This is a genomic window from Amycolatopsis mongoliensis, from assembly GCF_030285665.1.
Taxonomy (GTDB): domain Bacteria; phylum Actinomycetota; class Actinomycetes; order Mycobacteriales; family Pseudonocardiaceae; genus Amycolatopsis; species Amycolatopsis mongoliensis.
Genome location: NZ_CP127295.1, coordinates 3949034 through 3975277 on the forward strand (window position 1 = coordinate 3949034; position 26244 = coordinate 3975277).

The 26244-nt window shown below is 71.1% G+C and carries 21 protein-coding genes; 17 read left to right on the forward strand and 4 right to left on the reverse strand.

Annotation, left to right across the window (positions count from 1 at the left end; all coding sequences use genetic code 11):
• Positions 1 to 270 precede the first annotated feature (270 nt).
• From QRX60_RS19295 to QRX60_RS19310, 4 genes are all read left to right on the forward strand, one after another.
• Positions 271 to 2079: an ABC transporter family substrate-binding protein gene (locus QRX60_RS19295; protein WP_286002159.1), complete on the forward strand. Its 1809-nt coding sequence runs from the start codon at positions 271 to 273 to the stop codon at positions 2077 to 2079.
• Between the two features lie 191 nt (positions 2080 to 2270).
• Positions 2271 to 3287 carry an ABC transporter permease gene (locus tag QRX60_RS19300; RefSeq protein WP_286002160.1) on the forward strand — a complete coding sequence of 339 codons (1017 nt, stop codon included), beginning with the start codon at positions 2271 to 2273 and terminating at the stop codon, positions 3285 to 3287.
• Positions 3280 to 4209 carry an ABC transporter permease gene (locus QRX60_RS19305; protein WP_408630240.1) on the forward strand — a complete coding sequence of 310 codons (930 nt, stop codon included), beginning with the start codon at positions 3280 to 3282 and terminating at the stop codon, positions 4207 to 4209. The genes QRX60_RS19300 and QRX60_RS19305 overlap by 8 nt, the downstream gene beginning before the upstream one ends.
• An 80-nt stretch (positions 4210 to 4289) precedes the next feature.
• Positions 4290 to 5306, forward strand: coding sequence for an ABC transporter permease (locus tag QRX60_RS19310; protein WP_286002161.1), 1017 nt, complete (start codon positions 4290 to 4292; stop codon positions 5304 to 5306).
• Positions 5307 to 5525: 219 nt separating this feature from the next.
• Here QRX60_RS19310 and QRX60_RS19315 read toward each other — a convergent pair whose 3' ends face one another.
• Positions 5526 to 7307, reverse strand: a complete 1782-nt coding sequence (locus QRX60_RS19315; RefSeq protein ID WP_286002162.1) for an ABC transporter ATP-binding protein — start codon at positions 7305 to 7307, stop codon at positions 5526 to 5528.
• 113 nt (positions 7308 to 7420) lie between these two features.
• Between QRX60_RS19315 and mshB the strand changes: the two genes are divergently transcribed.
• Genes mshB through QRX60_RS19330 form a run of 3 tightly spaced genes read left to right on the forward strand, consistent with a single transcriptional unit; the run spans position 7421 to position 9424 of the window.
• The gene (mshB, locus tag QRX60_RS19320; protein WP_286002163.1) at positions 7421 to 8263 is read left to right on the forward strand and encodes an N-acetyl-1-D-myo-inositol-2-amino-2-deoxy-alpha-D-glucopyranoside deacetylase; all 843 of its coding nucleotides are present in this window, start codon (positions 7421 to 7423) and stop codon (positions 8261 to 8263) included.
• A complete protein-coding gene (locus tag QRX60_RS19325) occupies positions 8260 to 8652 on the forward strand; it encodes a hypothetical protein (protein ID WP_286002164.1) in 393 nt (130 codons plus the stop codon). The genes mshB and QRX60_RS19325 overlap by 4 nt, the downstream gene beginning before the upstream one ends.
• Positions 8645 to 9424, forward strand: coding sequence for a hypothetical protein (locus tag QRX60_RS19330; RefSeq protein ID WP_286002165.1), 780 nt, complete (start codon positions 8645 to 8647; stop codon positions 9422 to 9424). Before QRX60_RS19325 ends, QRX60_RS19330 begins: the two co-directional genes overlap by 8 nt.
• A 97-nt stretch (positions 9425 to 9521) precedes the next feature.
• Here QRX60_RS19330 and QRX60_RS19335 read toward each other — a convergent pair whose 3' ends face one another.
• Positions 9522 to 10283 (reverse strand): site-2 protease family protein, encoded by a 762-nt coding sequence (locus QRX60_RS19335; RefSeq protein ID WP_286003642.1) that lies wholly within the window; start codon positions 10281 to 10283, stop codon positions 9522 to 9524.
• A gap of 261 nt (positions 10284 to 10544) precedes the next feature.
• On the opposite strand from QRX60_RS19335, the gene QRX60_RS19340 reads away from it, so the two are divergent.
• Positions 10545 to 10832, forward strand: a complete 288-nt coding sequence (locus QRX60_RS19340; RefSeq protein WP_230862597.1) for a WhiB family transcriptional regulator — start codon at positions 10545 to 10547, stop codon at positions 10830 to 10832.
• Between the two features lie 133 nt (positions 10833 to 10965).
• Complete coding sequence (locus tag QRX60_RS19345; RefSeq protein WP_286002166.1) at positions 10966 to 14238, forward strand: glycosyltransferase family 2 protein; 3273 nt, start codon at positions 10966 to 10968, stop codon at positions 14236 to 14238.
• A gap of 107 nt (positions 14239 to 14345) precedes the next feature.
• Here QRX60_RS19345 and QRX60_RS19350 read toward each other — a convergent pair whose 3' ends face one another.
• On the reverse strand, positions 14346 to 14810 hold the full coding sequence (locus QRX60_RS19350) for a metallopeptidase family protein (protein WP_167379605.1): 465 nt from the start codon (positions 14808 to 14810) through the stop codon (positions 14346 to 14348).
• A gap of 79 nt (positions 14811 to 14889) precedes the next feature.
• On the opposite strand from QRX60_RS19350, the gene QRX60_RS19355 reads away from it, so the two are divergent.
• The 6 genes from QRX60_RS19355 (at position 14890) to QRX60_RS19380 (ending at position 20003) form a co-directional block, all read left to right on the forward strand.
• Positions 14890 to 15243, forward strand: coding sequence for a DUF3499 domain-containing protein (locus QRX60_RS19355; RefSeq protein ID WP_026468546.1), 354 nt, complete (start codon positions 14890 to 14892; stop codon positions 15241 to 15243).
• 80 nt (positions 15244 to 15323) lie between these two features.
• Positions 15324 to 16679, forward strand: a complete 1356-nt coding sequence (locus QRX60_RS19360; protein WP_286002167.1) for a phosphomannomutase/phosphoglucomutase — start codon at positions 15324 to 15326, stop codon at positions 16677 to 16679.
• An 89-nt stretch (positions 16680 to 16768) separates the two neighbouring features.
• The gene (locus QRX60_RS19365) at positions 16769 to 16990 is read left to right on the forward strand and encodes a Trm112 family protein (protein WP_284747611.1); all 222 of its coding nucleotides are present in this window, start codon (positions 16769 to 16771) and stop codon (positions 16988 to 16990) included.
• Positions 16974 to 18068 (forward strand): hypothetical protein, encoded by a 1095-nt coding sequence (locus QRX60_RS19370; RefSeq protein ID WP_286002168.1) that lies wholly within the window; start codon positions 16974 to 16976, stop codon positions 18066 to 18068. Before QRX60_RS19365 ends, QRX60_RS19370 begins: the two co-directional genes overlap by 17 nt.
• A 54-nt stretch (positions 18069 to 18122) precedes the next feature.
• Positions 18123 to 19352 (forward strand): mannose-6-phosphate isomerase, class I, encoded by a 1230-nt coding sequence (gene manA / locus QRX60_RS19375; protein WP_286003643.1) that lies wholly within the window; start codon positions 18123 to 18125, stop codon positions 19350 to 19352.
• A gap of 99 nt (positions 19353 to 19451) precedes the next feature.
• On the forward strand, positions 19452 to 20003 hold the full coding sequence (locus QRX60_RS19380; protein WP_286002169.1) for a hypothetical protein: 552 nt from the start codon (positions 19452 to 19454) through the stop codon (positions 20001 to 20003).
• Positions 20004 to 20393: 390 nt separating this feature from the next.
• Here QRX60_RS19380 and QRX60_RS19385 read toward each other — a convergent pair whose 3' ends face one another.
• Positions 20394 to 23315 (reverse strand): AfsR/SARP family transcriptional regulator, encoded by a 2922-nt coding sequence (locus tag QRX60_RS19385; protein WP_286003644.1) that lies wholly within the window; start codon positions 23313 to 23315, stop codon positions 20394 to 20396.
• 170 nt (positions 23316 to 23485) lie between these two features.
• Between QRX60_RS19385 and QRX60_RS19390 the strand changes: the two genes are divergently transcribed.
• Both QRX60_RS19390 and QRX60_RS19395 read left to right on the forward strand, forming a co-directional pair.
• On the forward strand, positions 23486 to 24403 hold the full coding sequence (locus QRX60_RS19390) for a cation diffusion facilitator family transporter (RefSeq protein WP_286002170.1): 918 nt from the start codon (positions 23486 to 23488) through the stop codon (positions 24401 to 24403).
• Between the two features lie 87 nt (positions 24404 to 24490).
• Entirely contained in the window at positions 24491 to 26017 is a 1527-nt protein-coding gene (locus QRX60_RS19395; protein WP_286002171.1) for an amino acid permease, read from the forward strand.
• The last annotated feature ends 227 nt before the right edge of the window (positions 26018 to 26244 follow it).

A 26244-nucleotide genomic window follows, 5' to 3' on the forward strand; every position in this document is an offset into this window, starting at 1 on the left:
TTCAGTACTACCGGGTGATCTTGACGCACGCCTTCGAGTGGGAGTCCGTGAATCCGTGAGGTAACCGTCGTATTTCTGGATGTCGGCTGGAAGTCACCCTTTGGTCACGATCGACCCTGAACTGGTGACTGTCGGTGCTTTTCCTTTCTAGCGTGCACCCGCAGTGCGCCAGTTGAGTGTCGCTTGGCGTGTCGTAGGCTCCGGCACCAAACCGGAGCGGTGTGGGTCCTTGTCACAATTCAAGGGCTCAGTGCTAGGAGGGCACACTTCATGAGGAGAACCAAAGCAGTCTCCGCCTTGTCGCTCGTCGCAGGCGCCTCGCTGCTGCTGAGCGCCTGCAGCGGTGGCGACTCGGGCTCGGGCAGCACCGACCAGAACGGATCGTCGACCGACGTCAAGTCGATGGCGGTCGGCAAGGCCGAGCAGGGTGACACGTTCAAGCTCGCGGACGTCAAGGGCTGGGACGGCACGGTCACGGTCGGGATCGACGACGGGTACTCCGGGTACAACAACAACACCCCGGACACCAACAGCTCGTACAACACCTACATCTTGACCACCGTCCTCGAAGACGCCTTCGTCCTCGACGGCAACAACAAGGTGCTGCTCAACAACGACATCCTCGACTCGGTCGACGTGACGTCCAAGGACCCGCAGGTCGTCACGTACAAGATCAAGCCGAACCTCAAGTGGTCGGACGACGCTCCCTTCGACTGCAAGGACTTCTACCTGACCTGGCTGGCGAACAGCGGGCTGGCCAAGGGCTCGGACGGCAAGACCCCGTTCAACGCGGCCTCGACCACCGGCTACGACAAGATCAAGACGGCCACCTGCAAGGACAACCTGACCTTCGAGACGGACTACAGCGAGCCGTACCTCGACTACAAGGGCCTGTTCAGCGGCGTCGCGATCCTGCCGGCGCACGTCCTCGAGAAGCAGACCGGCATCGCGGACATCACCAAGCTCGCGCCGACCGGTGACCCGGCCCAGCTGTCCAAGGCCGGCGACTTCTGGACGAACGGCTGGAAGGGCTTCAAGAAGGACATCATGCCGGCTTCCGGGCCGTACATGATCACCGGCTTCGACGCCAACCAGAAGTCCGTCACGCTCGAGAAGAACCCGAAGTGGGCGGGCGGCAAGGGCGGTCCGGCCAAGATCGTCGTCCGGGCCATGGAAGACACCAAGGCCATGGCGACCGCGCTGCAGAACGGTGAGATCGACGTCGCGGCGTCGACCCAGCCGGACGCCACCGCGGCGGCCACGATGAAGAGCCTCGCCCCGCAGGGCGTGACCTACGGCTCGGCGCCGCAGCTCACCTACGAGCACCTTGACCTGCAGTTCAACCGCATTTTCAAGGACGACGCCATCCGCAAGGCGTTCTTCGAGTCGATCGACCGCAAGGCGATCGTCGACAAGCTGCTCAAGGAAGTCCAGGCGGACGCGGCCCCGCTGAACTCGATCGTGTTCTTCCAGGGTGAAGAGGGCTACACCGACCTCTACGGCAGCAAGGCCGGCCTGGGTGCCGAAGCGGCGGCCAAGACCCTGACCGACGCGGGCTGGACGAAGGGTGCCGACGGCATCTTCGCCAAGGGCGGCCAGCGGGCTTCGTTCAAGATCACGCACAACCAGAACGCCCGCCGCAGCCAGACCGTCGAGATCATCATCTCGCAGGCCAAGGCGGCCGGCATCGAGGTCAAGGACGAGACCGACGCCAACTTCCTCAAGGGTGGCCGCGTCTCGACCGGTGACTACGACGTCGCGCTGTTCGGCTGGTCCTCGGCGCCGTTCAAGTCGCAGTCGCGCTCGATCTACGTCTGCCCGAACGACGGTGGTGACCAGAACTACCAGAACCTCTGCGACACGAAGATCGACGAGGCGTTCAACGCCGCGGTGAAGGCGACTGACGAGACCGTCAAGACCCAGAGCTACCAGGCGGCCGACAAGGCGATCGCGGACAAGTACGCCACGGTCCCGCTGTGGCAGACCCCGTCGATGTGGGCGTTCAAGGGAATCGACCGCGTGTACATGCAGTCGTACAACGGTGCCCTGTGGAACGCCGGCGAGTGGGAGAAGAAGTAAGCAGGGCCTAGCCCCGCAGCTTCTTTCCCCTCGTTCCAGATGACCTGGGAGGTACCGGGGCCCGGCCACGAGCCGGGCCCCGGTACCCACCGGAAGTAGCTGTTGACCGTAGGGTTACCCCCATTACGGTAGACAACCGGGTAGCGGTCCAGCGCACTTCTGACGACCAGGCCCGGATGAGGAGCAGTTCGTTGAACCTGGTGATCTACATCCTTCGCCGTCTGGCGATATCGATTCCCGTCCTCCTGGTCGGGACCTTTTTGTCGTTCGTGATGGTCGCCGCCACCGGTGACCCGCTCGGCGAGCTTCGCCACAACCCGCAGCTGAGCAAGGAAGCGATCGACGCGCTGTCCCACAAGCTGGGCCTGGACCAGGGCATCGTGCCGCGGTACTTCAGCTGGCTCGGCGACTTCCTGTCGGGTGACTGGGGCACGTCGATCGCGCAGGGCAACGCGCTCCAGCCGGTCGCGCCGAAGGTGATGGCCGCGTTCGGCGTCACGTTCAAGCTGGTCGTCGGGGCCGAGATCCTCGCGCTGATCATCGGCATCATCGTCGGCGTGCTCGCCGCGGTGAAGCAGTACTCGATCATCGACTACCTCGCCACGACGCTGGCCTTCCTGCTGTTCTCGATGCCCATCTTCTGCATCGCGATCGTGCTGAAGAACTACGCGATCGAGATCAACGGCTGGGTGCGCGACCTCGGCCTGCAGGACGTCCTCGGCAATCCATGGCTGCGCACCACCAGCCCGGAACAGCTGAAAACGGACGGCGTCGGGGACTTCATAACCAGCACGATCGGTGCCTACCTGCTCCCGACGCTGTCGATCATGGCCATCAGCTTCGCCGCGTACAGCCGGTTCCAGCGGGCCTCGATGCTCGAGGTGATGGGCTCGGACTACGTGCGCACCGCGCGGGCCAAGGGCCTCGCGAACGGCCGGGTCATCTTCCGGCACGCGTTCCGCAACGCCCTGATCCCCGTGACGACCCTGTTCTCGGTGAACTTCGGCTCGGTGCTCGCCGGCGCGATCATCACCGAAACGGTGTTCAACTGGCACGGTATGGGCACATTGCTGGTGGAAGCCGTCAACAAGAACGACACTCAGGTGATGATGGGCTGGCTCGTGGTCATCGCCACCAGCGTGATCATCGCCAACCTGATCGCCGACCTGGTGTACGGCATCCTGGACCCGAGGATTCGCGTTGGCTGACTTGAACTCCCTTCTCGCGAGCGAGACCGCGACCAAGGACGGAACGCTCCCGCCGGACGCGCTGCCCGAACCCCGGAGCCAGGGCAAGCTGGTGCTCCGGAAGTTCCTGCACCACAAGCTGGCCATGGCGTCGACCTGCGTGCTGGTGCTGATCATCCTGCTCAGCATCATCCTGCCGCTCTTCTGGAAGCACAGCTACGAGGACAGCTCCTTCCCGTCCTTCGCCAAGCCGAGCGGCGACTTCCCGCTGGGCACGACGCAGGTCGGCAAGGACATGGTGTCGCAGATCCTGCGCGGCACCCAGTTCTCGCTGCTGATCGCCCTCACGGTGTCGATCCTGTCGACGGTCGTCGGTGTCGTGCTCGGCGCGATGGCGGGCTACCTGCGCCGGTTCACCGACTCGGCAGTCTCGCGGGTGACGGACCTGTTCCTGATCATCCCGCAGATCGCCGCGGCGGCCATCCTGGCGAAGGTGTTCGGGAGCGGCTCCTGGTACATCGTCGCGCTGGTGCTGGCGGCGTTCGGCTGGATGCAGATCGCCCGGATCACCCGCGCCGAAGCGATGTCGCTGTCCCAGCGCGAGTTCGTCGACGCGGCTCGCGCTTCGGGTGCCGGCACGTTCCGGATCATCTTCAAGCACCTCGTCCCGAACATGGTCGGCAGCATCACGGTCAACGCGACCCTCGCGGTCGCGCAGGCCGTGCTGGCGGAAGCCGCGCTGTCGTTCATCGGCCTCGGTGTCCAGCTGCCGGACACCTCGCTCGGCCGCGTCATCCTGGAGAACTACGCCCAGCTGCAGACGCGGCCGGCGCTGTTCTTCGGCCCGTTCATCGTGCTCGTGCTGATTTCACTGACGATCAACTTCATCGGTGACGGTCTTCGCGACGCCTTCGACCCGCGTCAGCGGAGAATGAAGGCCTGAACGCGTGACGCGGGGGTGACCGGTTCCGGTCACCCCCGCGTCCGTTTTCGCGCGAGGATCGCCGGACCTGGGGGTTTCGGATGAATCTCGTGCTCTACGTGCTCCGCAGGCTGGCCGTCTCCGTCCCGGTCCTGCTGATCGGCACCTTCCTCTGCTTCGTCATGGTGGCCAACACGGGCGACCCGCTCGGGGAGCTGCGGAGCAAACCCGGGATCAATCCCCAGGCCATCGCCGACACCGAGCACAAGCTGGGCCTGGACCAGAGCGTCTTCGCGCGGTACTTCACCTGGCTCGGCCACTTCCTGAGCGGCGACTGGGGCATCTCCATCGCGCAGGGCAACGCGTTCCAGCCGGTGGCGCCGAAGGTGATGGCGGCGTTCCGCGTGACGCTCGAACTGGTGCTGGCGGCGTCGGTGCTGGCCCTGTTCTTCGGCGTGCTGGTCGGGGTCCTCGCGGCGGTCAAGCAGTACTCGATCTGGGACTACGTCGCGACGACGCTGGCGTTCCTGATGTTCTCGATGCCGATCTTCTGCATCGCCATCGTCCTCAAGGGCTACGCGATCCGCTTCAACGGCTGGGTGCGGCAGCTGGGCCTGGCCGACGTCCTCGGCGACCCGTGGCTGCGCACGACGAGCCCGGAGAGCCTCTCGGCGACCGGCGTCGGCGACGCGCTCGCGAAGTACGTCGGCGCGTTCCTGCTGCCGACCCTGTCGATCATGGCCATCACGTTCGCCGCGTACAGCCGGTTCCAGCGGGCGTCGATGCTGGAGGTCCTGGGCGCCGACTACGTCCGCACGGCGCGCGCCAAGGGCGTCTCGAACAGCCGCGTGATCTGGCGGCACGCGTTCCGCAACGCGCTGATCCCGGTGATGACGCTGTTCTCGGTCAACTTCGGCGCCACGGTGACGGGCGCGATCATCACGGAGACGGTCTTCAACTGGCACGGCATGGGCACGCTGCTGGTGGAGGCCGTCAACAAGAACGACCCCCAGGTGCTGATGGGCTGGCTGGTGGTGATCGCGGCGAGCGTGGTGGTGGCGAACCTGGTGGCCGACCTGATGTACGGCATCCTCGACCCCCGCATCCGCGTGGGTTGAGCCTCAAACGCCCCAATGTGGCCTTGGTTGCGTTCAACGCACCGAAGGCCGCCTTGGGTGCGTTGAACGCACCGAACGCCACATTGGGTGCGTGGGGCGCACCGAACGCCGCATTGGGTGCGTGGGGCGCACCCAACGCCACATTGGGGCGCTCGGAGCCCGGGAACGCGGAAGGGCCCCACCCGGCAGTTCGGGTGGGGCCCTTCGCGTCGGAGAAGCTCAGTCGGCCACGGGGGCCAGCCTGCCGGCCTCCCAGGCCGCGCGGCGCTCGGCCTGCAGCACCGGGTCCGCGACCGGCGCCGCCGACAGCAGGCGGCGCGTGTAGTCCTGCTGCGGCGAGTGCAGCACCTGGTCGCGCGTGCCGACCTCGACCAGCTTGCCGTACTGCATCACCGCGACGCGGTCGGCGAGCAGGTCGACCACCGCGAGGTCGTGGCTGATGAACAGGCACGCGAACTGCAGCGACTGCTGCAGGTCGAGGAACAGGTCCAGCACGCGGGCCTGCACCGAGACGTCCAGCGCCGACGTCGGCTCGTCCGCGATGAGCAGCGCCGGGTCCAGGGACAGCGCCCGGGCGATCGCCACGCGCTGGCGCTGGCCGCCGGAGAGCTCGTGCGGGTAGCGGTTCATGTAGTGCCCGCCCAGCTCGACCTTGTCGAGCAGCGACCGCACGCGGGCCGACAGCTCCTTGCCGGACAGCACCTTGTGCAGCACCATCGGCTCGGCGATCGACTCGCCGATCGTCATCTTCGGGTCCAGAGTGGACGCCGGGTCCTGGAACACGATCGAGAAGTACCGGCGAAGCGGGCGAAGCTCCTTCGCCGACATCTTCGTGATGTCCTTGCCGGCGATCGCGATCGTGCCCTCGGTCGCCCGCAGCAGGCCGACGGCACAGCGGCCGACGGTCGTCTTGCCCGAGCCGGACTCGCCCACCAGGCCGACGATCTCGCCCTTGGCGATGGTCAGCGAGACGTCGTCCACCGCGCGGTTCTTGCCCTGACCGCGGCGGCCGGGGTACTCGAGCACCAGGTTCTTGATCTCGAGGGCCGGCGCGGCCTCCTCGATCACGGCCTCGAGCTCCGCGTCGGCCAGCCGGATCTCCTCGGCGATCTTGGCCGCCTCGGTGCTGTCGGTGGCGATCCCGGCGTCGTCGAGCAGGCGACGGCCCTCCGGACGCTGGCCGAGCACCGGCACCGCGGCGAGCAGCCGCCGGGTGTAGTCCTCCTTCGGCGACGCGAACAGCTCGCGCACCGGCGCCTCTTCGACGATCTCGCCCTGGTACATGACGATGACGCGGTCGGCCATGTCGGCGACGACGCCCATGTCGTGGGTGATCAGCACGATCGCCGTGTCGAGGGTGTCGCGCAGCTTGCGCAGCAGGCCCAGGATCTCCGCCTGCACCGTGACGTCGAGCGCGGTGGTCGGCTCGTCGGCGATGATGACCTTCGGGTCGCAGGCGATCGCCATGGCGATGACGACGCGCTGGCGCAGGCCGCCGGAGAGCTGGTGCGGGTACTGCTTGAACCGCAGCTCCGGGTTCGGGATGCCGACCAGGTCGATCAGCTCGACCGCGCGCTTGTCCGCGGCGGCCTTGGAGATGTCCAGGTGCGAGCGCAGGGCCTCGCGCAGCTGCCAGCCGACGGTGTAGACCGGGTTCAGCGCGGTCATCGGCTCCTGGAAGATCATCGCGACCTGGTTGCCGCGGATCTTCTGCATTTCCTTCTCTTTGAGGTCCGCCAGGTTGCGCTCGCCGAGGCGCAGCTCGCCGGCGATCCGGCTGGTCTTGGGCAGCAGGCCCAGCACCGACATCGACGTGACGGACTTGCCGGACCCGGACTCCCCGACGACCGCGACGATCTCGCCGGGCTGCACGTCGAAACCGATGCCCTTGACGGCGTCCACGACGCCGTCCTCGGTCTGGAACGACACGCTCAGGTCGGAGATCGACAGAACGGATCCGGACACGCCGGCGACGTCCGCCGAAGTTGCTTCAGTGCTCACCAAGATGCCCTTCGTGGGGGTACAGACGATCGCGACGCGGCGGTCGCGACTCGCGCGAGAATAACCGAGGGTGTCCCCGACGAAGGTCGGAGCACGGGAATTACGCTCAACCCGTGATCTCCCCGGTACCGCGCAGGCTGCTGCTCGTCCACGCCCATCCCGACGACGAGAGCATCACCACCGGCGCCACGATCGCACGATACGCCGCCGAAGGCGCCGAGGTGACCGTCGTGACCTGCACGCTGGGCGAAGAGGGCGAGATCATGGCGGGCCTGCCCGAGCTGGCGGGGCTGGGCGCCTGGGCGGCCGACCAGCTGGGCGGCTACCGCGTCGCCGAGCTGAAGGCCGCGTGCGCCGCGCTGGGGGTGTCACGACATCGTTATCTGGGCGGGATCGGCCGGTGGCGCGATTCGGGCATGGCGGGCACGCCGTCGGCGTCGCACCCCCGCGCGTTCACCGGGGGGAGCGCCGACGAGCAGGCCGCGCAGCTGGCGGAGATCCTCGACGAGGTGCGGCCCCAGGTCGTCGTCACCTACGACTCCTTCGGCGGCTACGGCCACCCCGACCACGTCCGCGCGCACGAGATCACGATGGTGGCGGCGCCGCGCGCGGAGTCGGTCGAGCGGGTGTTCCACACGGTCGCGTCGAGCGACGCGGTGCGCACCGGGCTGGCCGCGCTGCGTGCCAGCGAGCCCGCGTACCGCGTCCCGCCCGACGACGAGCTGCCGGTGACGCCGGACGAGGAGATCGCGACGAAGCTCGACGTCGCCGCGTACGTCCCGGCGAAGCTGGCGGCCCTGCGCGCGCACGCGACGCAGCTGGCCGTGGTCGACGGTGACGTCCCGTACTTCGCGCTGACGAACGAGCTCGCCCAGCCGATCCCGGCGCACGACTCCTTCGTCCTGGCGCACGGCCCGGCCGAGGGCGCGGCGGACGACCTGTTCGGCGGGCTGTGACCGTGCCGGAGCCCTTGACCTGGGACCAACGGCTGTTCCTGCTGCTGCTCGCCGTGGACACGGTGCTGCTGGCCGTGCTGGAGCTGTTCTTCCTGCCGCTGCGGATCGGCGTCGTGCCGCTGCCGGTGACGGTCCTCGTCGGCGCCGTCACCACACCGTGGCTGGTGTCGACGACGGCGAAGCTGGTGCGGCCCGGGCTTTCGTGGGTACCCCTGGCGGTGTGGGTGGTCGTCGTGTTCGGGTTCGGCCTGCTGGGCCCGGGCGGCGATCTGGTGCTGATCCAGGACTGGCGCGCGCTGGTGCTGCTCGGTGCGAGCGCGCTGCCGGGCGCGCTGGTGCTCGGCGGCGGGCTGGGCCAAGCGAGGGGAAGGAAACCGGGACGTGGCTGAGGCGATCTCCGACAAGCAGGTCGTGGCGGTGCTGCGGCCGTTCGTGCGGGCGTGCGGGCCGATGCTCGACGCGCTGCGCGAGTCCGACCCGTTCGGCCTGCAGGCGCGTGCGTCGGACGACTTGGCCGAGGTCGAGTCCGGGCTGAAGGCGAAGCTGATCCACGGCGTGACGTCGGTGAAGGTGCCCGGCACGGCGGCGTGGGCGCGGATGACGGGCTACGACCGGTCGAGCTGGTGGATGAACCGCGTCGGTCGGTTCACGGCGCTGCTGACGTCGATCCCGGGCCTGGGTGGCGCGCTGGCCGACCGGCTGCCGGTGCAGGACACGCTGGGAGCGGCGTCGCAGGGGCTGCTGCTGTGCGCGATCGCGGGCGAGTACGGCGTGACGGACGTGGGCACGCGGGTGCGGCTGATCGCGTCGGTGCTGTTCGAGCGCGAGATCGACGCCGACCTCGCGGCGGGCAAGCACCCGGAGCACGACGAAGCCGCGGAGGCGGACGAAACGGCGAAGCTGACCGAAGAGCTGAGGGCGTCGGAGAAGAAGCACGGCAAGGCGACGGTGAAGGCGGCGGCCGGCACGCTGTGGCGGCTCGGGCGCGGGCTCCTCGGGATCACGGGGGAGCTGGAGAAGCGGCCGCGCGGGAACTTCCTGCACCGGGCGATCGGGATGCTGCCGGTGGTGGGCGCGGCGGGGGACTACTTCGGCGAGCGGTCGGGGCTGCGGGAGGTCTGGAAGCGCGCGCACGTGTGGCTGACCGAGCACCGCACCTGACCTTCGAACGCCCCAATGTGGCCTTGGTTGCGCTCAACGCACCCAAGGGGCCCTTCGGTGCGTTGAACGCACCGAAGGCCACCTTGGGGCGCTTGGGTCAGTTCCAGAACCGGAAGACGCTGAACCCGATCTGGGCACCGTCCACATAGCCGCCGAAGGCGCCGAAGATCGCGTACGAGCCTTGCCACAGGGCCGTGTTCGCCGGGCGGAAGAACCACAGGATCGCGAACAGGATGATCGGCGCCCACGGGCGCACCTTGGCGCCGAACTCGCGCGCCCGCGGCGGGAGGTACGGCTCGATCGCGCCCCAGCCGTCGAGGCCGGGGATCGGGAGGATGTTCAAGATGAACGTCACGATCTGCAGCAACGCCAGGTAGGACATCGCGATCACCAGGCCGCCCGCCATCGGGACCAGCGAGACCACCAGGGCCAGAGCCGCGCCGACCGCGAGGTTGCTCAGCGGCCCGGCCAACGACACCCACGACGACGTCCCGCGGCTGCGCAGCGCGCCGCGGTTGATCCAGACCGCGCCGCCCGGGAGCGGGATGCCACCGATGATCAGGAAGATCAGCGGGAGGATGATCGACAGGACCGGGTCGGTGTACTTCCGCACGTCGAGGGTCAGGTAACCCTTGTGGGCGACGCTGTAGTCACCGCCGCGGTAGGCGACCATCGCGTGGCCGAACTCGTGCAGCGACAACGACGCCACCCAGCCGGCGGCGACGAAGATCACGACGCCGGCGATGAGCAGCGGGTCGCGGTCGCGGACGAAAACGCTGTTGATGTCGCCGAACGCGGCCATCGCACCGCCGGCGACGGTGAGCGCGAGGATGCCGAGGAAGACCGGGCTGGGGCGCACTGCTGACTTCTGCACGCTTCCAGTCTTCCGTATGCCCGGTGTGAAGTTACCGGCGTGTCCCCTTGCGCGATCGGGCCCGAACGTCCCCCGAACTCGCTACTCCGCTTGACCTGACCGCACTACACGGGTGTAATCACAGTGATGTCATTCGCCGTCGAGGGGACGGCGAGTGTCGTTTCACCACCGCCAGCCTGGGGAGTGCTAGGGAGCGAGGAGGCGGACGTGCGGTTGGAAGCCGATGGTAAGGAATGGGGGCACGTCATGGGTTGGGGCGAGATCCCGGAGCAGGCTCTGGGAGATCTCACCGAGCTCATCGATGCCACCGAAGAAGAGCAGGATTGGCAGGAACGCGCTCTGTGCGCGCAGACGGACCCGGAGGCGTTCTTCCCCGAGAAGGGCGGCTCCACCCGTGAAGCCAAGCGGATCTGCCTGGGCTGCGAGGTCAAGGACGAGTGCCTTGAGTACGCGCTGGCCAAGGACGAGCGCTTCGGCATCTGGGGCGGTCTGTCCGAGCGGGAGCGCCGCAAGCTGAAGAAACGAGCAGTCTGAGGGGAGATCACCGGTGATGCGTGGCGTCACCGGTGATTCCACGTGATGAACACTCGGCGTGGGTTCACCACCGGGTGACGGACCGGGGCCGTAGGGTGGCCGCACCGATCCGCCGCCTGATCTGGAGCGTTCGTTGCCCCGCACCGCCGCGCCGCCCGTCCTGCGCACCGCGCCCGTTCTGGCCATTGTGGTCTGTCACAACGGGGAGAACTGGCTGCCGCTGGCGCTTTCTTCGTTGCGCCGCAGCACAGTCCGGCCCCGGCACGTGCTCGCCGTGGACACCGGTTCCACCGACGCGACCCCGCGGCTGCTCGCCGAGGCGGCCGCCGATCCCGGCCCGGATTCCGCGCCCGTCCTGTCCGGCGTCATCACGCTACCGGGTGACACCGGGTTCGCTGCCGCCGTCGCCGAAGCCGTCGAGCACGCCACCGAGCGCTGGGGCGACCCCGGTTCGTGGCTGTGGCTGCTGCACGACGACTGCGCGCCCGAGCCCGACTGCCTCGACGAACTGCTGCGCGTCGCGACCAAGACGCCGTCGGCGACCGTGCTCGGCTCGCTGGGGCTCGACTGGACCGACCCGCGGCTGATCGTCGAAGCGGGCCTGTCCACCGACGCCTCCGGGCACCGCCAGCAGGTCGCCGCGCTCGGCGAAGAGCCGGCCGAGGTGCTCGCCGTGCCCAGTGCGGGCTCGCTCGTGCGCCGCGACGCCTGGGACGACCTGGGCGGCTTCGACCCCGATTTCCCGTTGCTGCGCGAGGATCTCGACTTCGGCTGGCGTGCGAACGCCGCCGGCGGGCTGGTCCTCTCCGTGCCGACCGCGCGGGTGCGGCACGCGCGCGCCGTCACCACCGGGCAGCGCCCGGCGGACGCGGTCGCCGGCCCGCTCGCGGCCGCGAACCGCGCGCACGGGGTGCGGGTGTTCCTCGTGAACTGCTCGCCGTTTTCCTTCTGGCTGGGGATGATCCGGCTCCCGCTGCTCTCCCTCCTGCGCGCGCTGGCGTTCGTCCTGCTGCGCCGCACCGGGGAAGCGCGGGCCGAATTCGCCGCCGTGACGTACCTCCTCAGTGGACGCGGCGGATTGCGTGCCGCACGGGCCCGGCGGCGGCGGAATCCGCGGCCGGGCACGATTCGCGGGCTCTTCACCGGACGCGCGACGCGGTTGCGCAACGCCGTCCGCGCCGGCGTCGTCGGGTTGGTCCGCCGCGGCGTCGAGGAAGACGTCGCGCTCGGGCGCGTGCCCGAGACCGTCGAGACCGAGTCGGCGTGGGTGACGCCCGAGGCGCTCGACGCGCGCGAGACCCGTCCGGTCGGGCCGGACGCACTGCCCGCGGGCGCGCTGCGGGGGCTCAGCTCGCGCGGGAACGGGCTGCGCAAGCCGGGCACGCTCGTCGCCGTCACCCTGCCGGAAACCCCGGCGCCCGAACCGGTCTCCGCCACCGAAGACACCGAGGCCGTCGCCGAAGAGCCGGAGCTCGTCTTCGTCGAGGTGAACCGCCGACGGGTGCTCGCGGCGACGGTCTTCGCGCCACCGGTGGTGCTGCTCGTCGTGATGACCGCGCTGGGACTGGTCGTCAACCGCGCCCGGCTCGGCCTCGACCTCTTCGGCGGCAAGCTGCTGCCGGTCGGCGGGCTCGGCGAACTCTGGTCGTCGTACCTGACGCCGTGGCACGCGGTCGCCGGCGGCACCGGCGCCCCCGCGTCGGCGACGCTGCCGGTGCTCGGCACGCTCGGCGCGGTGTTCGCGCCGATCGGCGGCCCGGCCGCGCTCGTGGCGATCCTGCTCCTCGGCGACATCCCGCTGGCCGCGCTGAGCGCGTACGCGGCGACGCGGCGGCTTCGCGTGCGCCGGTGGGTCCGCGCGGTCGTCGCCGCGACCTACGCCCTGCTGCCCGCCGCGACCGCCGGGGTGGCGCAGGGCCGGCTCGACGTCGTCGTGGTGCACCTGGTGCTGCCGCTCGTGGCCGCGGGCATCGCCGGGCTGCTGGTCCGGGCGGACACCCGCTGGCTGCACGTGTCCGCGCTCTCGGCGTTCGGGGTGGCACTGCTCGGCGCCTTCTCGCCGCTGGCGCACGGGCTCGCGCTCGCCGGGCTGCTGATCGGGTTCGTGGTGCTGCCCGCGCCGACCGGGCTGGCGCGGCGGATCGCGTCCGTCGGCATCGTGGTGCTGCTGCCGCTGGCGTTGCTGCTGCCGTGGCCGACGGTGCTGCTGCGGCACCCGGAGCTGCTGGTGCAGGGCCTCGGCGGCGCGGCTTCGGCGGTGTCCGGCACCGACCTGGCCGGGCTCGACCCGGGCGGGCCGGGCGCGTGGCCGATCGGTGTCGCGGTGATCGCGGCGGCGCTGGTGGCACTCGTCGTCCGCCCGACGAAGCTCGCGGCGGGCGGGCTCGCCCTGGCCGCACTGGGCGCGGGCGGGCTGGTCCTCGTCCGGCCGGTCACGGCGACGCCGATGCAGGGTGGATCACCCGCCCACGGCTACGCGGGCGTGCCGCTGCTGATCGTCGGCGCCGGGCTGCTGTGGGTCGTGCTCGGCTCGTGGCAGCGCGGCGGCTCGGCCGGGGTGCCGTCGCCGTGGCTGCCGAAGGTGTTCGCGGTCGCCGGGGTCGTGGTGTTCCTCGCGTCGGCGGCCGGCGCGGTGCTCGTCGGCGGCCAGGGGCCACTTCGCGCGGGCGACCGGCCTTCGCTCGCCCCCGAGGTGTCCGCGGAGTTGTCGGCGTCCGGCCGGTCGGTGCTCGACCTCGCGACGGATGCGACCCGCCAGATCGGCGGCCGCCTGCCGCACTACGGCGACGACGAACTGGCCCCGACGCCCGGCACCCCGGCCCGGCTGGCGGCGTGGCGCCGCGACCTCGGCCAGGGCGACGCGGCGGCGGTCCAGCGCGCGTTCGCCGCCGCGGCCGCCGCGGGGGTGCAGTTCGTGGTGCTGCCGCCGGGGGTGGACCCGCAGGCGTACTTGCCGTTGGCGAAGGACCTGGTCTCGGTGGGCGCGCCGACGTCCGACGGCCGCGGCGTGCTGCGCCTGCTCCCGCCGGCCGGACAGGTGATCTTGATCTCGCCGGAGCAGGCGAAGGCGGCGGTGACGGGCGGCGGCGCGCCCGGGAACGCGCCGGGCGTGGCGCCGGTCCAGGCGGGGCTGCCGGACGTGCGGGTCCGCGTTTCGGACGGGCCGACCGGGCGGCTCCTGGTCCTCTCGGCGGAGCAGGAAGCGGGCTGGAAGGCGTCGGTGGGCGGCAAGAGCGTCCCGATCGTGCCGGCGTGGGGGCACCAGGTGGCGGTGTCGGTGCCGCCGGCGTCGTCCGAGGTGACGGTCGAGTTCCCGGGGACGGAACGCAACCTGCTGCTGCTGGCCCAGCTGGCGGCGGTGCTGTTCACGCTGCTGACGGCGGTCCCGGCCCGGCGCCGCCCCTGACCGGAGCGCCCCAATGTGGCGTTGGTTGCGTCAGACGCACCGAACGCCACATTGGGTGCGTGGGGCGCACCGAACGCCACATTGGGGCGCTCGGGACCCTGCCCCCGCTACTCGCCTTCGATGACGTCCGGCTCCACGCCGAGGTAGCCGGCCACCTGCTCGACCAGCACGTCGTGCACCAGGTCGGCCAGCTCCGACGGATCCTTCGCCCGCGCCTCCAGCGGCCGCCGGTACAGCACGATCCGCGCGCGCGTCGGCATCCCGGTCCGGTCCACCCCCGCCGGCACCAGCCTCGACAGCGGCACCGCGCCGTCGTGCAGCACGCCGTCGGACGGCGCCCGGCCGTTCTCCCGCACCTCGGGCACGTCGTCGACCGCGACGTCGAGCTTCGTCAGCTCGTGGCGCCACCGGGCTTCGATCGGTTCCAGCGCGTCGAGCACCAGCGCGTCGAACCGCTCCGCGCGGCTCGCGGCGGCGGGCAGGGTCGCCGGGTACAGCGTCCCGCGCAGGCCCCGGCCGTGCCGGTCCCGTCGCGAGCGCCGCCGCTGTCGGTAGTCACGAGCCGTCGCCACTCCGGAAGTCTATGCGGTCGGCGGGTCGCAGCGCGTGTCGCTCCTACTAGCTTGCGGCGACGCGCTATCGTTTCCGACCGTGCGGAGCGTACGGAAGTGTTCGCGTACCGGCTGTCTCGAGCCGGCTGTGGCCACGCTGACGTATGCCTACAGCGACTCCACCGCCGTCGTCGGCCCCCTGGCCACCGCTTCCGAGCCGCATTCGTACGACCTCTGCGAGGCCCACGCGCTGCGGCTGACCGTCCCCAAGGGCTGGGAAGTCGTCCGGCACGAAGGCGCCTTCGCCGCGCCGGACCCGTCGGCCGACGAGCTGACGGCGCTGGCCGAGGCCGTGCGCGAGGCCGGCCGCCCCGGCAAGCCGGCCCCCGCGCCCGAGCCGGAAGGCCCCTCCGGGCGCCGCGGCCACCTCCGGGTCCTGCCCGGCCGCGCCTGAACGCGTAACCCACCACCGCCGCCGGTAGGCTTTCCGCGCGGCGCAGCGGGCGCCGGGACGACTATTCGCGGGGAGACGGCGTGCCAGACCTTTCGGGCATCGTGAAGGCCTACGACATTCGCGGCGTGGTCGGCGAGCAGCTCGACGCGGCGCTCGTCCGCGACTTCGGCGCCGCGTTCGCCCTGCTCATCAAGCCGGAGGCGCCGGCGGTGGTGATCGGGCACGACATGCGCGACTCGTCGCCGGGCCTGGCGGCGGCCTTCGCCGACGGCGTGACCTCGCAGGGCCTCGACGTCGTGAGCATCGGGCTGGCCAGCACCGACCAGCTCTACTTCGCCTCGGGTTCGCTGAACCTGCCGGGCGCGATGTTCACCGCGAGCCACAACCCGGCCAAGTACAACGGCATCAAGATGTGCCGCGCCGGCGCCTCGCCGGTCGGCCAGGACACCGGGCTCGCCGAGATCCGCGACACCGTCGAGCAGGGCGTGCCGGAGTTCGAAGGCCAGCGGGGCACCACGAGCGAGCGGGACGTGCTCGCCGACTACGCGGCCTACCTGCGCAACCTCGTCGACCTGTCCGGCAGCCGGCCGCTGAAGATCGTCGTCGACGCCGGCAACGGCATGGGCGGGCACACCGTCCCCACCGTCTTCGACGGGCTGCCCATCGAGGTCGTCCCGATGTACTTCGAGCTCGACGGCAGCTTCCCGAACCACGAGGCCAACCCGCTGGACCCGGCGAACATCGTCGACCTGCAGGCGAAGGTGCGCGAGGTCGGCGCGGACGCGGGCGTGGCCTTCGACGGCGACGCCGACCGCTGCTTCATCGTCGACGAGCGCGGCGAGCCGGTTTCGCCGAGCGCGATCACCGCGCTGGTCGCCGTCCGCGAGCTGGCGAAGGACCCGGGCGGCACGATCATCCACAACCTGATCACGTCCAAGGGCGTGCCGGAGATCGTCGCCGAGCACGGCGGCAAGCCGGTCCGCACCCGCGTCGGGCACTCGTTCATCAAGGCCGAGATGGCCCGCACCGGTGCCATCTTCGGCGGCGAGCACTCCGCGCACTACTACTTCCGCGACTTCTGGCGGGCCGACACCGGCATGCTGGCGGCGCTGCACGTGCTCGCCGCCCTCGGTGAGCAGAACGGGCCGCTGTCCGAGCTGACCAGCGCGTACTCGCGCTACGCGGCCTCGGGCGAGATCAACTCGACCGTGGACGACCAGGTCGCGAAGATGATGGCCGTCAAGGACAGCTTCGGCACCCGCTCCGGCGTCGAGCTCGACGAGCTCGACGGCCTGACCGTGCAGCTGCCGGGCGGCGCGTGGTTCAACCTGCGCCCGTCGAACACCGAACCGCTGCTCCGGCTGAACGTCGAAGCCGCGAACGCCGAGGCCGTGCAAGGGCTGGTGGACGAAGTACTCGCGATCATCCGCAGCTGACCTCGCCCACGGTGGAGGGCGGGCTTCCGGGCCCAACTGTGTCCGGAAGGTGCCCTTCACCACACCTCACCGCGTGGTATGGAGGAACCATGGCCATCACGCTCGACGCCCAGCTCCTCGAGATCCTGGCGTGCCCGTCGCCCGATCACGCCCCGTTGCGCCCCGGGGCACCGGACGACCCCGAGGCCGACGCACTGACGTGTACCGAGTGCGGCCGGGTGTACCCGGTCCGTGACGGGATCCCGGTGCTGCTCCTCGACGAAGCCCGGATTCCCGGCGACAGCGGAAATTCCGATGCCGACAGTGCTTGACGACTCGCTGCTCGACGACCCCGCGCGGCTGGCCGAGGCCGACAGCGCGGGGCTGCTCCGGGCCGCCGCGATGGCCGGCGCCCAGGTGCGCGCGACCGCCGAGAGCGCCGCCGAGCTCGAGCTGGCCGAGCGGCTCGACGTGGGCCGCCCGCGCGCCGTCGTGCTGATCGACCGGCCGGGCGTGAGCCGGACGCTCACCCGGCTGCTCGCGGCGCTGCTGGCGCCGTCGTGCCCGGTGCCGGTCGTCGTGGCCGAGGTGGTGCCGAGCTGGATCGGCGCGCTCGACGTCGTCTTCGCGCACACCGACGACCCCGGCGACCGCGAGCTGGCTGCGTCGCTGGAGCGTGCCGCGCGCTTCGGCGCTTCGGTGGTGCTCTCCGCGCCGGCCGAAGGCCCGGTCGCGGCCGCTGTGGCGGGCAAGGGCGTGCTGCTGACGCCGCGCATCCCGGTGCCGCCGGAACTGGCGTTCCCGCGCGGCCTGGCCGCGGGGCTGCTCACCGCGAACGCGCTGGGCCTGCTGATCTCCGACGTCCAGGTGCTGGCCGACCAGCTCGACCTGGAGGCCGAGAAGGACTACCTGGCCCGGGATTCGTTCGCGAACCCGGCCAAGGCGCTCGCCCTGCGGGTCGCCGACCGCGTGCCGCTGCTGTGGGGGCTGGACCCCGTCGCGGTCGCCGTCGGCGAGCACGCTGCGCACGCGTTCGCCGCCCATGCGGCTACTGTGTGCGACGTCGAAGACTTTCGTCAGGCACTGGCGCGCCCCGCATTGCGGCGGGCGGCGCAATCAAGTGGCGCGGAGCGTGACATCTTCGCCGATCCGGACGATCCATCAGGTGACATCCCCACCCGGGTGCTGCTCCTCTCGGTGCGGACCGGTCCGGCCACGGACGCGGCGCGCTACCAAGCCGAGGATCTGCTGCCCGGGGCGGACGTCATCGCCCCGGCCGAGGAGATCGAGGCCGACGAAATCGTGCGGGCCGCGGTGCTGGCGCTGCGGTTCGAACTGGCGGCGGTCTATCTCGGGCTGGCGGCGGGCAGCATCGGCGGCGCGGGCCGCTTCGAGCCCGTGACGGCGTGAGACCCGCCGAGCGCTGGCCCCGGCCGGCGCCGAAGGAGTGGAGTTGAGGTGACAGTGGAGCTGCTGCGCAACGCGGTGCGGCCCTACGCCTGGGGATCGCGGACGGCGATCCCCGAGCTGCTGGGCCGTCCGGTACCCGCGCCGCACCCCGAGGCCGAACTGTGGATGGGGGCCCACCCGGGTGACCCGTCGCACGTCATCGGCCCCGACGGGACCGAGCGGAGCCTGCTCGAGCTGGTCGACACCGACCCGGTGCGGCAGCTCGGCGAGCGGTGCGCGAAGCGGTGGGGCGGGCGGCTGCCGTTCCTGCTGAAGATCCTCGCGGCGGAGGAGCCGCTGTCGATGCAGGCGCACCCGTCGGCGGCCCAGGCCGCGGAGGGGCACGCCCGCGAGGAGCGGCTGGGCATCCCGCGGGACGCGGCGAACCGCAACTACCCGGACCCGACGGCGAAGCCGGAGCTGGTCTGCGCGCTGACGGAGTTCCACGCGCTGGCCGGGTTCCGCGAGCCGGGCCGCACGGTGAAGCTGCTTAAGGCGATCGAGACGCCCGGGCTGGCGAAGTACACCGGGCTGCTGGAGGTCCAGCCGGACCCGTCCGGGCTGCGGGCGCTGTTCACGACGTGGATCACGTTGCCGCAGCCGTCGCTCGACTCGCTTCTGCCGGAGGTGCTGGACGCCTGCGTCCGGCACGTCCAGGAGCACGGCGAGTTCGCGGTCGAGTGCCGGACGATCCTGGAGCTCGGCGAAACGCACCCGCGGGACGCGGGCGTGCTGGCGGCGCTGCTGCTGAACCGGCTGACGCTGCGCGCGGGCGAGGCGATCTACCTGCCGGCCGGCAACCTGCACCTGTACCTGCACGGCACGGCCGTGGAGATCCTGGCGAACTCGGACAACATCCTGCGGTGCGGCCTGACACCGAAGCACGTGGATGTCCCGGAGCTGCTGCGCGTGGTCGACTTCGCGTGCGGCGAAATGCCGGTCCAGTGCGGCGACACCGGTGGCCGGGTGGCGGTGTACCGGACCGACGCGCCGGAGTTCGAGCTTTCGCGCGTCGAGTGGGCTTCGGGCCAGGACGACGAGATCTCGGTCGACAGCGTGGGCCCGCAGATCCTGCTGTGCACGGCAGGCGACCTGCTCGTGACGGCCGACGACGGCGAGAAGGTCGAGCTGCGGCGGGGTCAGTCGGTGTGGTTGCCGGCGGCGGACCCGCCGGTGCACGTGCGTCCACTGGACGGCGCGCGGACCCAGCTGTTCCGGGCGACCGTGGGAACCTGCGAGGACTGACGCACTTCTGTGTGCGTTCCGTGTGGTGCCGTTCTCCACTATCGCTCGTAGGGGTGGTTGTTACGCCCCTTCGTGTCGATTTTCGAGGAGAACGAGCTTGTGACTTCCTATCCCGATGCCGCGACCGGGCTTCCCCAGCCTGCCCCGGTCGCGGTGCCGTCCCGGCCCGGAGCGCTGCTGGCGCTGGTGGGGGTGGCCGTGGTGTCGGCGCTGGCCGCGATCGTCGACGGGGTGCTGTACTTCGTCGGCGGCCGGGACATGGCGCTGGACGTCGCGGCGGAGACGATCGCGACGATCACCGGCGCTTCGGCGGACTCGGTGAAGGCCGACGGCGGCGCGCTGCTGGACGCGGCCCTGGACGAGGTACAGAGCACGCTCCAGGTGCGCGGAGCGGTGGCCGTCTTCTTCGGTGTGGTGCTGCTGCTGTGGGGGCTGCTGGCCTTGCGCGGCGCGGTCTGGGTGCGCGTGCTGCTGACGCTGGCGGCGCTGGCCAACGCGAGCGTGGGGTTGAGGCTGGCGACCGACATCGAGGGTGGCACCGCCGCGATCCGCGGGGTGGCTTGGCTCACGGTGGTGACCGGCCTGGTGGTCGTGGCGCTGACGTGGCTGCCGGTGATCAACCGGTACGCGCGGGCTCGCAAGGGCCGATAGCTCCCTGGGGGTGACGCCGGTCGGTCGCGCCCGGCGTCCGTGGGCTGGGGTGGTGCCGTGAGGGGGCGGCACCACCCCGTTTCGCTGTGAGAGGGGAACTGCGCGGGGCGGGGGACAACCGGGTCGGGGGGCGCCGGTTGTCGGGCCAGGGCGGGGGCTCGCCGGAGGGGTGCCGTCGGTGGTGCTGGCAGAGGGCCGTACGGCCGGGTGGTCAGGCAGGTTCGGTGAGGGTGGAGGGCGATCACCGAAGGCTCGTGCCGGTTCGCCCGGCGCGGCCTGGGCTGGTGCTTTGCCAGGTGGGGACGAGGGGTGCCCACCTGGCAAAGCGGCCGGTTGTCGGACCGAGTCGGTGAGGGCGGTCACCTGCTCGTCAGAGGGCGTTCCCGGCGGTCAGGCCGGCTCCGTGAGCGCGAGCAGCGCTCGACGCAGGGCTGCCGCACTCGCGTCGCGCGAGTCGGCCATGCTCGCCGCTTCGGCCGCCGCCTGCGAGGCCGCCTCCTCGTCGCCCACCGCTTCGCATGCCTTGCTCAGGACGAGCCACGTCAAGCCCGTTGCCGATTTTCCGCCCATCTCGCGGAACTCGTCGAGGCACGCTCGGAGCACCGGGATCGCCTGCTGTGCGCGACCCTCGCCGACCCAGCTCGCCGCCAGGGCGCGGGTGCAGGACAGCTCTCGGGGCCGCTCGTCCAGGTCGCGGGCGAGGTCGCGGGCCTCCTCGAACGCCGCCGTCGCGCGGTCGCGTGAGCCCGTCGCCGCCGAGATCGCGCCCAGGGTGCGCAACGACTTCGCCAGCGCCGAGCGGGCCATCGTGTCGCGGAGCAGCTCCACCGACTCCGTGATCGCCGTCACCGCCTCCGCGCCGTCGCCCGTCAGCAGCGACGACCACGCGAACCCGTGCAGCGCCGTGCCGATCCGGCGCGGATCTCCCGTGGCCCGGGCCGATGCCAGGGCGAGCCGGTCGACCTCGCGGGCGTCCGCCACCCGGCCCAGCCGCAGCAACGCCGCCGACTCCGCCTCCCGGACCAGGAGCGCCTCCGGCTGGTCGTCCACAGTAGACAGTGAGCGCGCGGTCTGCAGCGCCTCCTCGGCGCGGCCCAGTCCGATCAGGCAGTGCGCCAGGTTCGCCGAAACCCACGCGTGCGTGCGGCGGTCGCCGTGGGCTTCGAGCTCCTTCGCGCATTCGCGGTACGCGGACGCGGCCTCCTCGTACTGCCCGCGCGCGTGCCGCAGCAGCGCCAGGTTCGCTTCGGCGATCGCCGCCAGCCGGCGGTCCTCCGTCGCCGCCAGGACCGTTTCGTACGCCGCGCGCATGTCGGCGTAGTGCCCGTGCAGGTACAGGTACACGCTCAGCTTGTCCAGCAGCAGCAACGCTTCCCGCGCGCGCAGCGACCCGATGAGCCGCACGAGGTTCGCGCGCTCGGCGGCGAACCACTCGTCCGGGCGCTCGAGCAGCCGCGCCACCAGCGCGCCCGGCAGCGGCTGCGGGAACGGCTCGTGGGCCACCGCCGGCATCGGCACCGTGCGCGGCAGGCGGGCCGCGGCCGCGTCGGCCAGCGCGAGGGTCGCCGCGAGCACCGTCGACGTGCCGCCCTCCTCAGGCGGCCTCTCCGCCGCGTACAGCCGGACGAGGTCGTGCATCCGGTAGCGGCCCTCGCCGGTCGGGTCCGGTCCGCGCGCCTCCAGCAGGCTCGCTTCGACGAGCTCTTCGACGGCCTCGTCCGCGTCCGGCGTGCCGATGAGCGTCGTGACCGCCCACGCCGGCAGGTCGACGAGCCGGCACCGCCCGAGCAGCCGGAACGCGCGCCGCGCCGGTGGCCGGAGACCTTCGTGGCTCAGCGCGATGCTGCTGCGCACGGCCAGGTCGCTGACGGTCAGCTCGTCGAGCCGGCGGACCTCGTCCTCCAGCCGGTCGGCCAGCTCGCCGAGCCGCAGGTGCGGGCGGATGGCCAGCCGGCTGCCCGCGATGCGCAGGGCCAGTGGCAGCCGCGCGCACGCCGCGATGATCCGGACGGCGTCGGCGCGCTCCCGGGCCACCCGCGCCCCGGCGAGCCGGTTCAGCAGCTCGGTGGCTTCGGCGTCGGACAGCGGCCCGAGCGCCAGCCGGTGCGCGCCGGCCAGCCCGCTCAGGCGCTGCCGGCTCGTCACCAGCACCGCGCAGCCCGGCGTGCCCGGCAGCAGGGCGCGGACGTGCTCGGGGTCGCCGGCGTCGTCGAGCACCACCAGCACCCGCCGGTCGGTCAGCCGGCCGCGGAACACCGCCGCGCGGGCGCGGACGTCGTCCGGCACCGCCGGGCCGGGTACGCCGAGCGCGCGCAGCAGGTCGGCCAGCACCTCGCCGATGTCGCGCCCGCCCAGCGGCACGTACAGCTGGCCGTCCGGGAACCGCGCCCGCAGCCGGTGCGCGGCGCGCACGGCCAGGGTGCTCTTGCCCGCGCCCGGCTCGCCGCTGAGCACGGCGACCGGGACGCCGGCGCCGCGGCCCAGCACGGCGGTCAGCTCGGCGAGTTCGGCGTCGCGGCCGGTGAAGTCCGCGATGTCCGGCGGCAGCTGGCACACGGGCCAGACCGGCGCCGGCATGCGCGGCACCGGGTCCTCACCGCGCAGGACGGCGGCGTGCACCCGGCGCACCTCGGCGCCCGGTTCGACGCCGAGCTCCTCGATCAGCGTGGTCCGCAGCCGCCGGTAGATCTCCAGCGAGTCGCCCTGCCGCCCGGCTCGGTGCAGCGCGATCATCAGCTGCGCGGCCAGCCGTTCCCGCAGCGGGTGCTCGGTGATCATGGCCTGCAGCTCGCCGGTCAGCTCCCCGTGGCGGCCGGCGGTGAGCTCCGCGTCGACGCAGTCCTCGAACACGGCGAGCCGTTCGGACTCCAGCCGCGCGACGTCGGCGTCGAGCCGCGGGACGTGCAGCCCGGCCAGCACCGGCCCCCGCCACTGCGCGAGCGCCCGCCGGTAGTGCCCGGACGCGGCGACGGCGTCCCCGGCCCGCTGCCCCTCGGTGACGGCCGACCGGAAGACGAGCAGGTCGAGCTCGTCCGGCTCGGCGCACAGCCGGTAGCCGAGCGGCCCGTGCTCGACGCGCAGACCGTCGATCCGCTCGCGCAGCCGCGAGAGGTAGGTGTGCAGGTTCGAGGCGTAGGACTTCGGCGGCCGCTCCGGCCACAGCGCTTCGACCAGCACGTCGACGTGGACGTGCTGGTCGGCGTTGAGCAGCAGCACGGCCAGCAGGGTGCGCTGCCGCTCGCCGCGCAACGCGACCCAGTGCCCGGGCGGGCTCTCGACGGCGAGCGGCCCGAGCACGCCGAAGTGCGCCATGTCCACCTTCCCCAGTGTCCGAGCGGCCCACCGTAGCGAAGGGGTCCGACAGAAACCGGCGGTTCGCCGAAGCCCGCCGGTCCACCCGGTTAGCCCGGGCGGGGACCGTCGCGGGCCCGCCGCCCTATTAGGCTCCACCCGGACATTCGGGACCAACCAGGGGAGCGGTCGTGTCAGCTGGAGGCGGAACCAAGGCGATCATCGCCGCGCTCGGGGCGAACGCCGGGATCGCGGCCGCGAAGTTCGTCGGCTTCCTCGTCACCGGGTCGTCGTCGATGCTGGCCGAGTCCGTGCACTCGCTGGCCGACACCACGAACCAGGGCCTGTTGCTGCTCGGCCAGAAGACGTCGAAGCGCGCGGCCGACCAGGAACACCCCTTCGGCTACGGCCGCGACCGGTACTTCTACTCCTTCATCGTCGCGCTGATGCTCTTCAGCCTCGGGTCGGCGTTCGCGATCTACGAAGGCGTCCACAAGGTCGGCCACCCGGAGCCGCTCGAGTCGCCGATCGTCGCCGTGATCATCCTGCTCGTCGCGGTCGGCCTGGAGGGCTACAGCTTCTACACCGCCATCGGCGAGTCCAAGAAGATCAAGGGCGACGCGACCTGGTGGGGCTTCATCCGCCAGGCCAAGGAGCCCGAGCTCCCCGTCGTCCTCCTGGAGGACGCCGGCGCGCTGCTCGGCCTGGTCCTCGCGCTGCTGGGCGTCGGCCTTTCGGTCGTCACCGGCAACCCGGTCTGGGACGGCGTCGGCACCCTCGCGATCGGCGCGCTGCTGGGTGTCATCGCGATCATCCTGATCGTCGAGATGAAGAGCCTCCTCATCGGCGAAGGCGTCACCGAGGCCGTCCTCGCGACGATCGTCGACGAGCTCGCGGCGGGCAAGGTCGAGCGGGTCATCCACATCCGCACCCAGTACCTGGGCCCGGACGAGCTGCTCGTCGCCGCGAAGCTGGCGATGGTGCCGGGCCTCGACACCGCCGAGCTGGCCATGGCCATCGACGACGCCGAGGCCCGCGTCCGCGCCAAGGTGCCGGTCGCGAAGCTGATCTACCTCGAGCCGGACCTCGACCGCAGTCTCGCGAAGTAGGGGCCGAGCGCTCGGCGAGCCGTCACGCGTCTGACCCGATAGGGTGACCTACCGCGATACATGCAGGCCAGCGGCAGGAGGTCAACGGTGCCCGGAACGGGATTGTGGCGCACTAAATCCATCGAGCAGTCCATTTCGGACACCGACGAACCGGACACCAAGCTCCGGCGAAACCTGAGCGCGTGGGACCTCACGGTCTTCGGGGTCGCGGTCGTCATCGGTGCCGGTATCTTCACGCTGACCGCGCGGACGGCCGGTGACTACGCCGGCCCGTCGGTCTCGCTGGCCTTCGTCTTCGCCGCGATCGCCTGTGCGCTGGCGGCGCTGTGCTACGCCGAGTTCGCCTCGACCGTGCCGGTCGCGGGCAGCGCGTACACGTTCTCCTACGCCACGTTCGGCGAGTTCATGGCGTGGATCATCGGCTGGGACCTGATCCTGGAGCTCGCCGTCGGCGCGGCCGCCGTCTCCAAGGGCTGGTCGGTCTACCTCGAGACGGTGCTCGGCTACCTCTTCGGCAAGGGCACCAAGACGACGTTCGACATCGGGAGCGTCACCGTCGACTGGGGCGCCCTGTTCGTCGTGGCGGTCCTGACGACGCTGCTGGCCGTCGGCACCAAGCTGTCGTCGCGGGTTTCGATGGTGATCACCGGCATCAAGGTCGCCGTGGTGCTGTTCGTGATCATCCTCGGCATCTTCTACATCAAGGGCGCCAACTACTCGCCGTACATCCCGCCGGGCTCGACCGGCGGCTCGGGCGAGACCGGTGTCGACCAGTCGCTGTTCTCGCTGATCGCGGGCGGCGCGAGCAGTTCGTTCGGCGTCTTCGGCCTGCTGGCCGGTGCCTCGCTGGTGTTCTTCGCGTTCATCGGCTTCGACATCGTCGCGACCACCGCCGAGGAGACGAAGAACCCGCAGAAGGCCGTTCCGCGCGGGATCATGGGGTCGCTGGCGATCGTCACCGTGCTGTACGTCGCGGTCTCGCTGGTGGTCGTGGGCATGACGTCGTACAAGGACCTGGCCACCTCAGCCGGCGACGGCAGCCACAAGACCCTCGCCACGGCGTTCTCCGCGAACGGCGTCGACTGGGCGGCCAACCTCATCTCCTTCGGCGCGCTGGCCGGCCTGACCACCGTCGTCATGGTGCTGATGCTGGGCCAGGTCCGGATCATCTACGCGATGTCGCGCGACGGCCTGATGCCGCGCGGGCTGGCGAAGACGGGTGAGCAGGGCACGCCCCAGCGCGCGACGCTGATCGTCGGCGGCCTGGTCGCGCTCGCGGCGGGCTTCTTCCCGGCGGACAAGCTCGAAGAGATGGTCAACGTCGGCACGCTGTTCGCGTTCGTGCTCGTCTCGGCGGGCGTGCTGGTCCTGCGCCGGACGCGGCCCGACCTGCCCCGCGCGTTCAAGGTGCCGCTGGTGCCGCTGATCCCGATCCTGGCGATCCTCGCCTGCCTGTGGCTGATGCTGAACCTGACGGTGCTGACCTGGCTGCGGTTCGTCGCCTGGATGGTGGTCGGCGTGCTGATCTACTTCGGCTACAGCCGGCGGCACTCGCTGCTCGGCAAGCGGCAGGCCGAAGGTCTCGCCGAGCCCGTCAAGGCCCCGGAGTCCTGATCGGCGTCACTCGTTCGTGAAGCCCCGCCGATCCGCGTTCGCGCAGGTCGGCGGGGCTTTTTCGCGGGACTTTACATCGGACGATCTTGCGTATCGTGCCTAAAAGGGGACCCGGTGTAGCCGGTCGAGTGACGTGCGATACCTTTCGATCCTTCGTGTGCCACTGACGGGTGAATTACAGCAGCGTGATTCACACGCTCGGTGGCTTCGCGACCCCAGATTTCGCA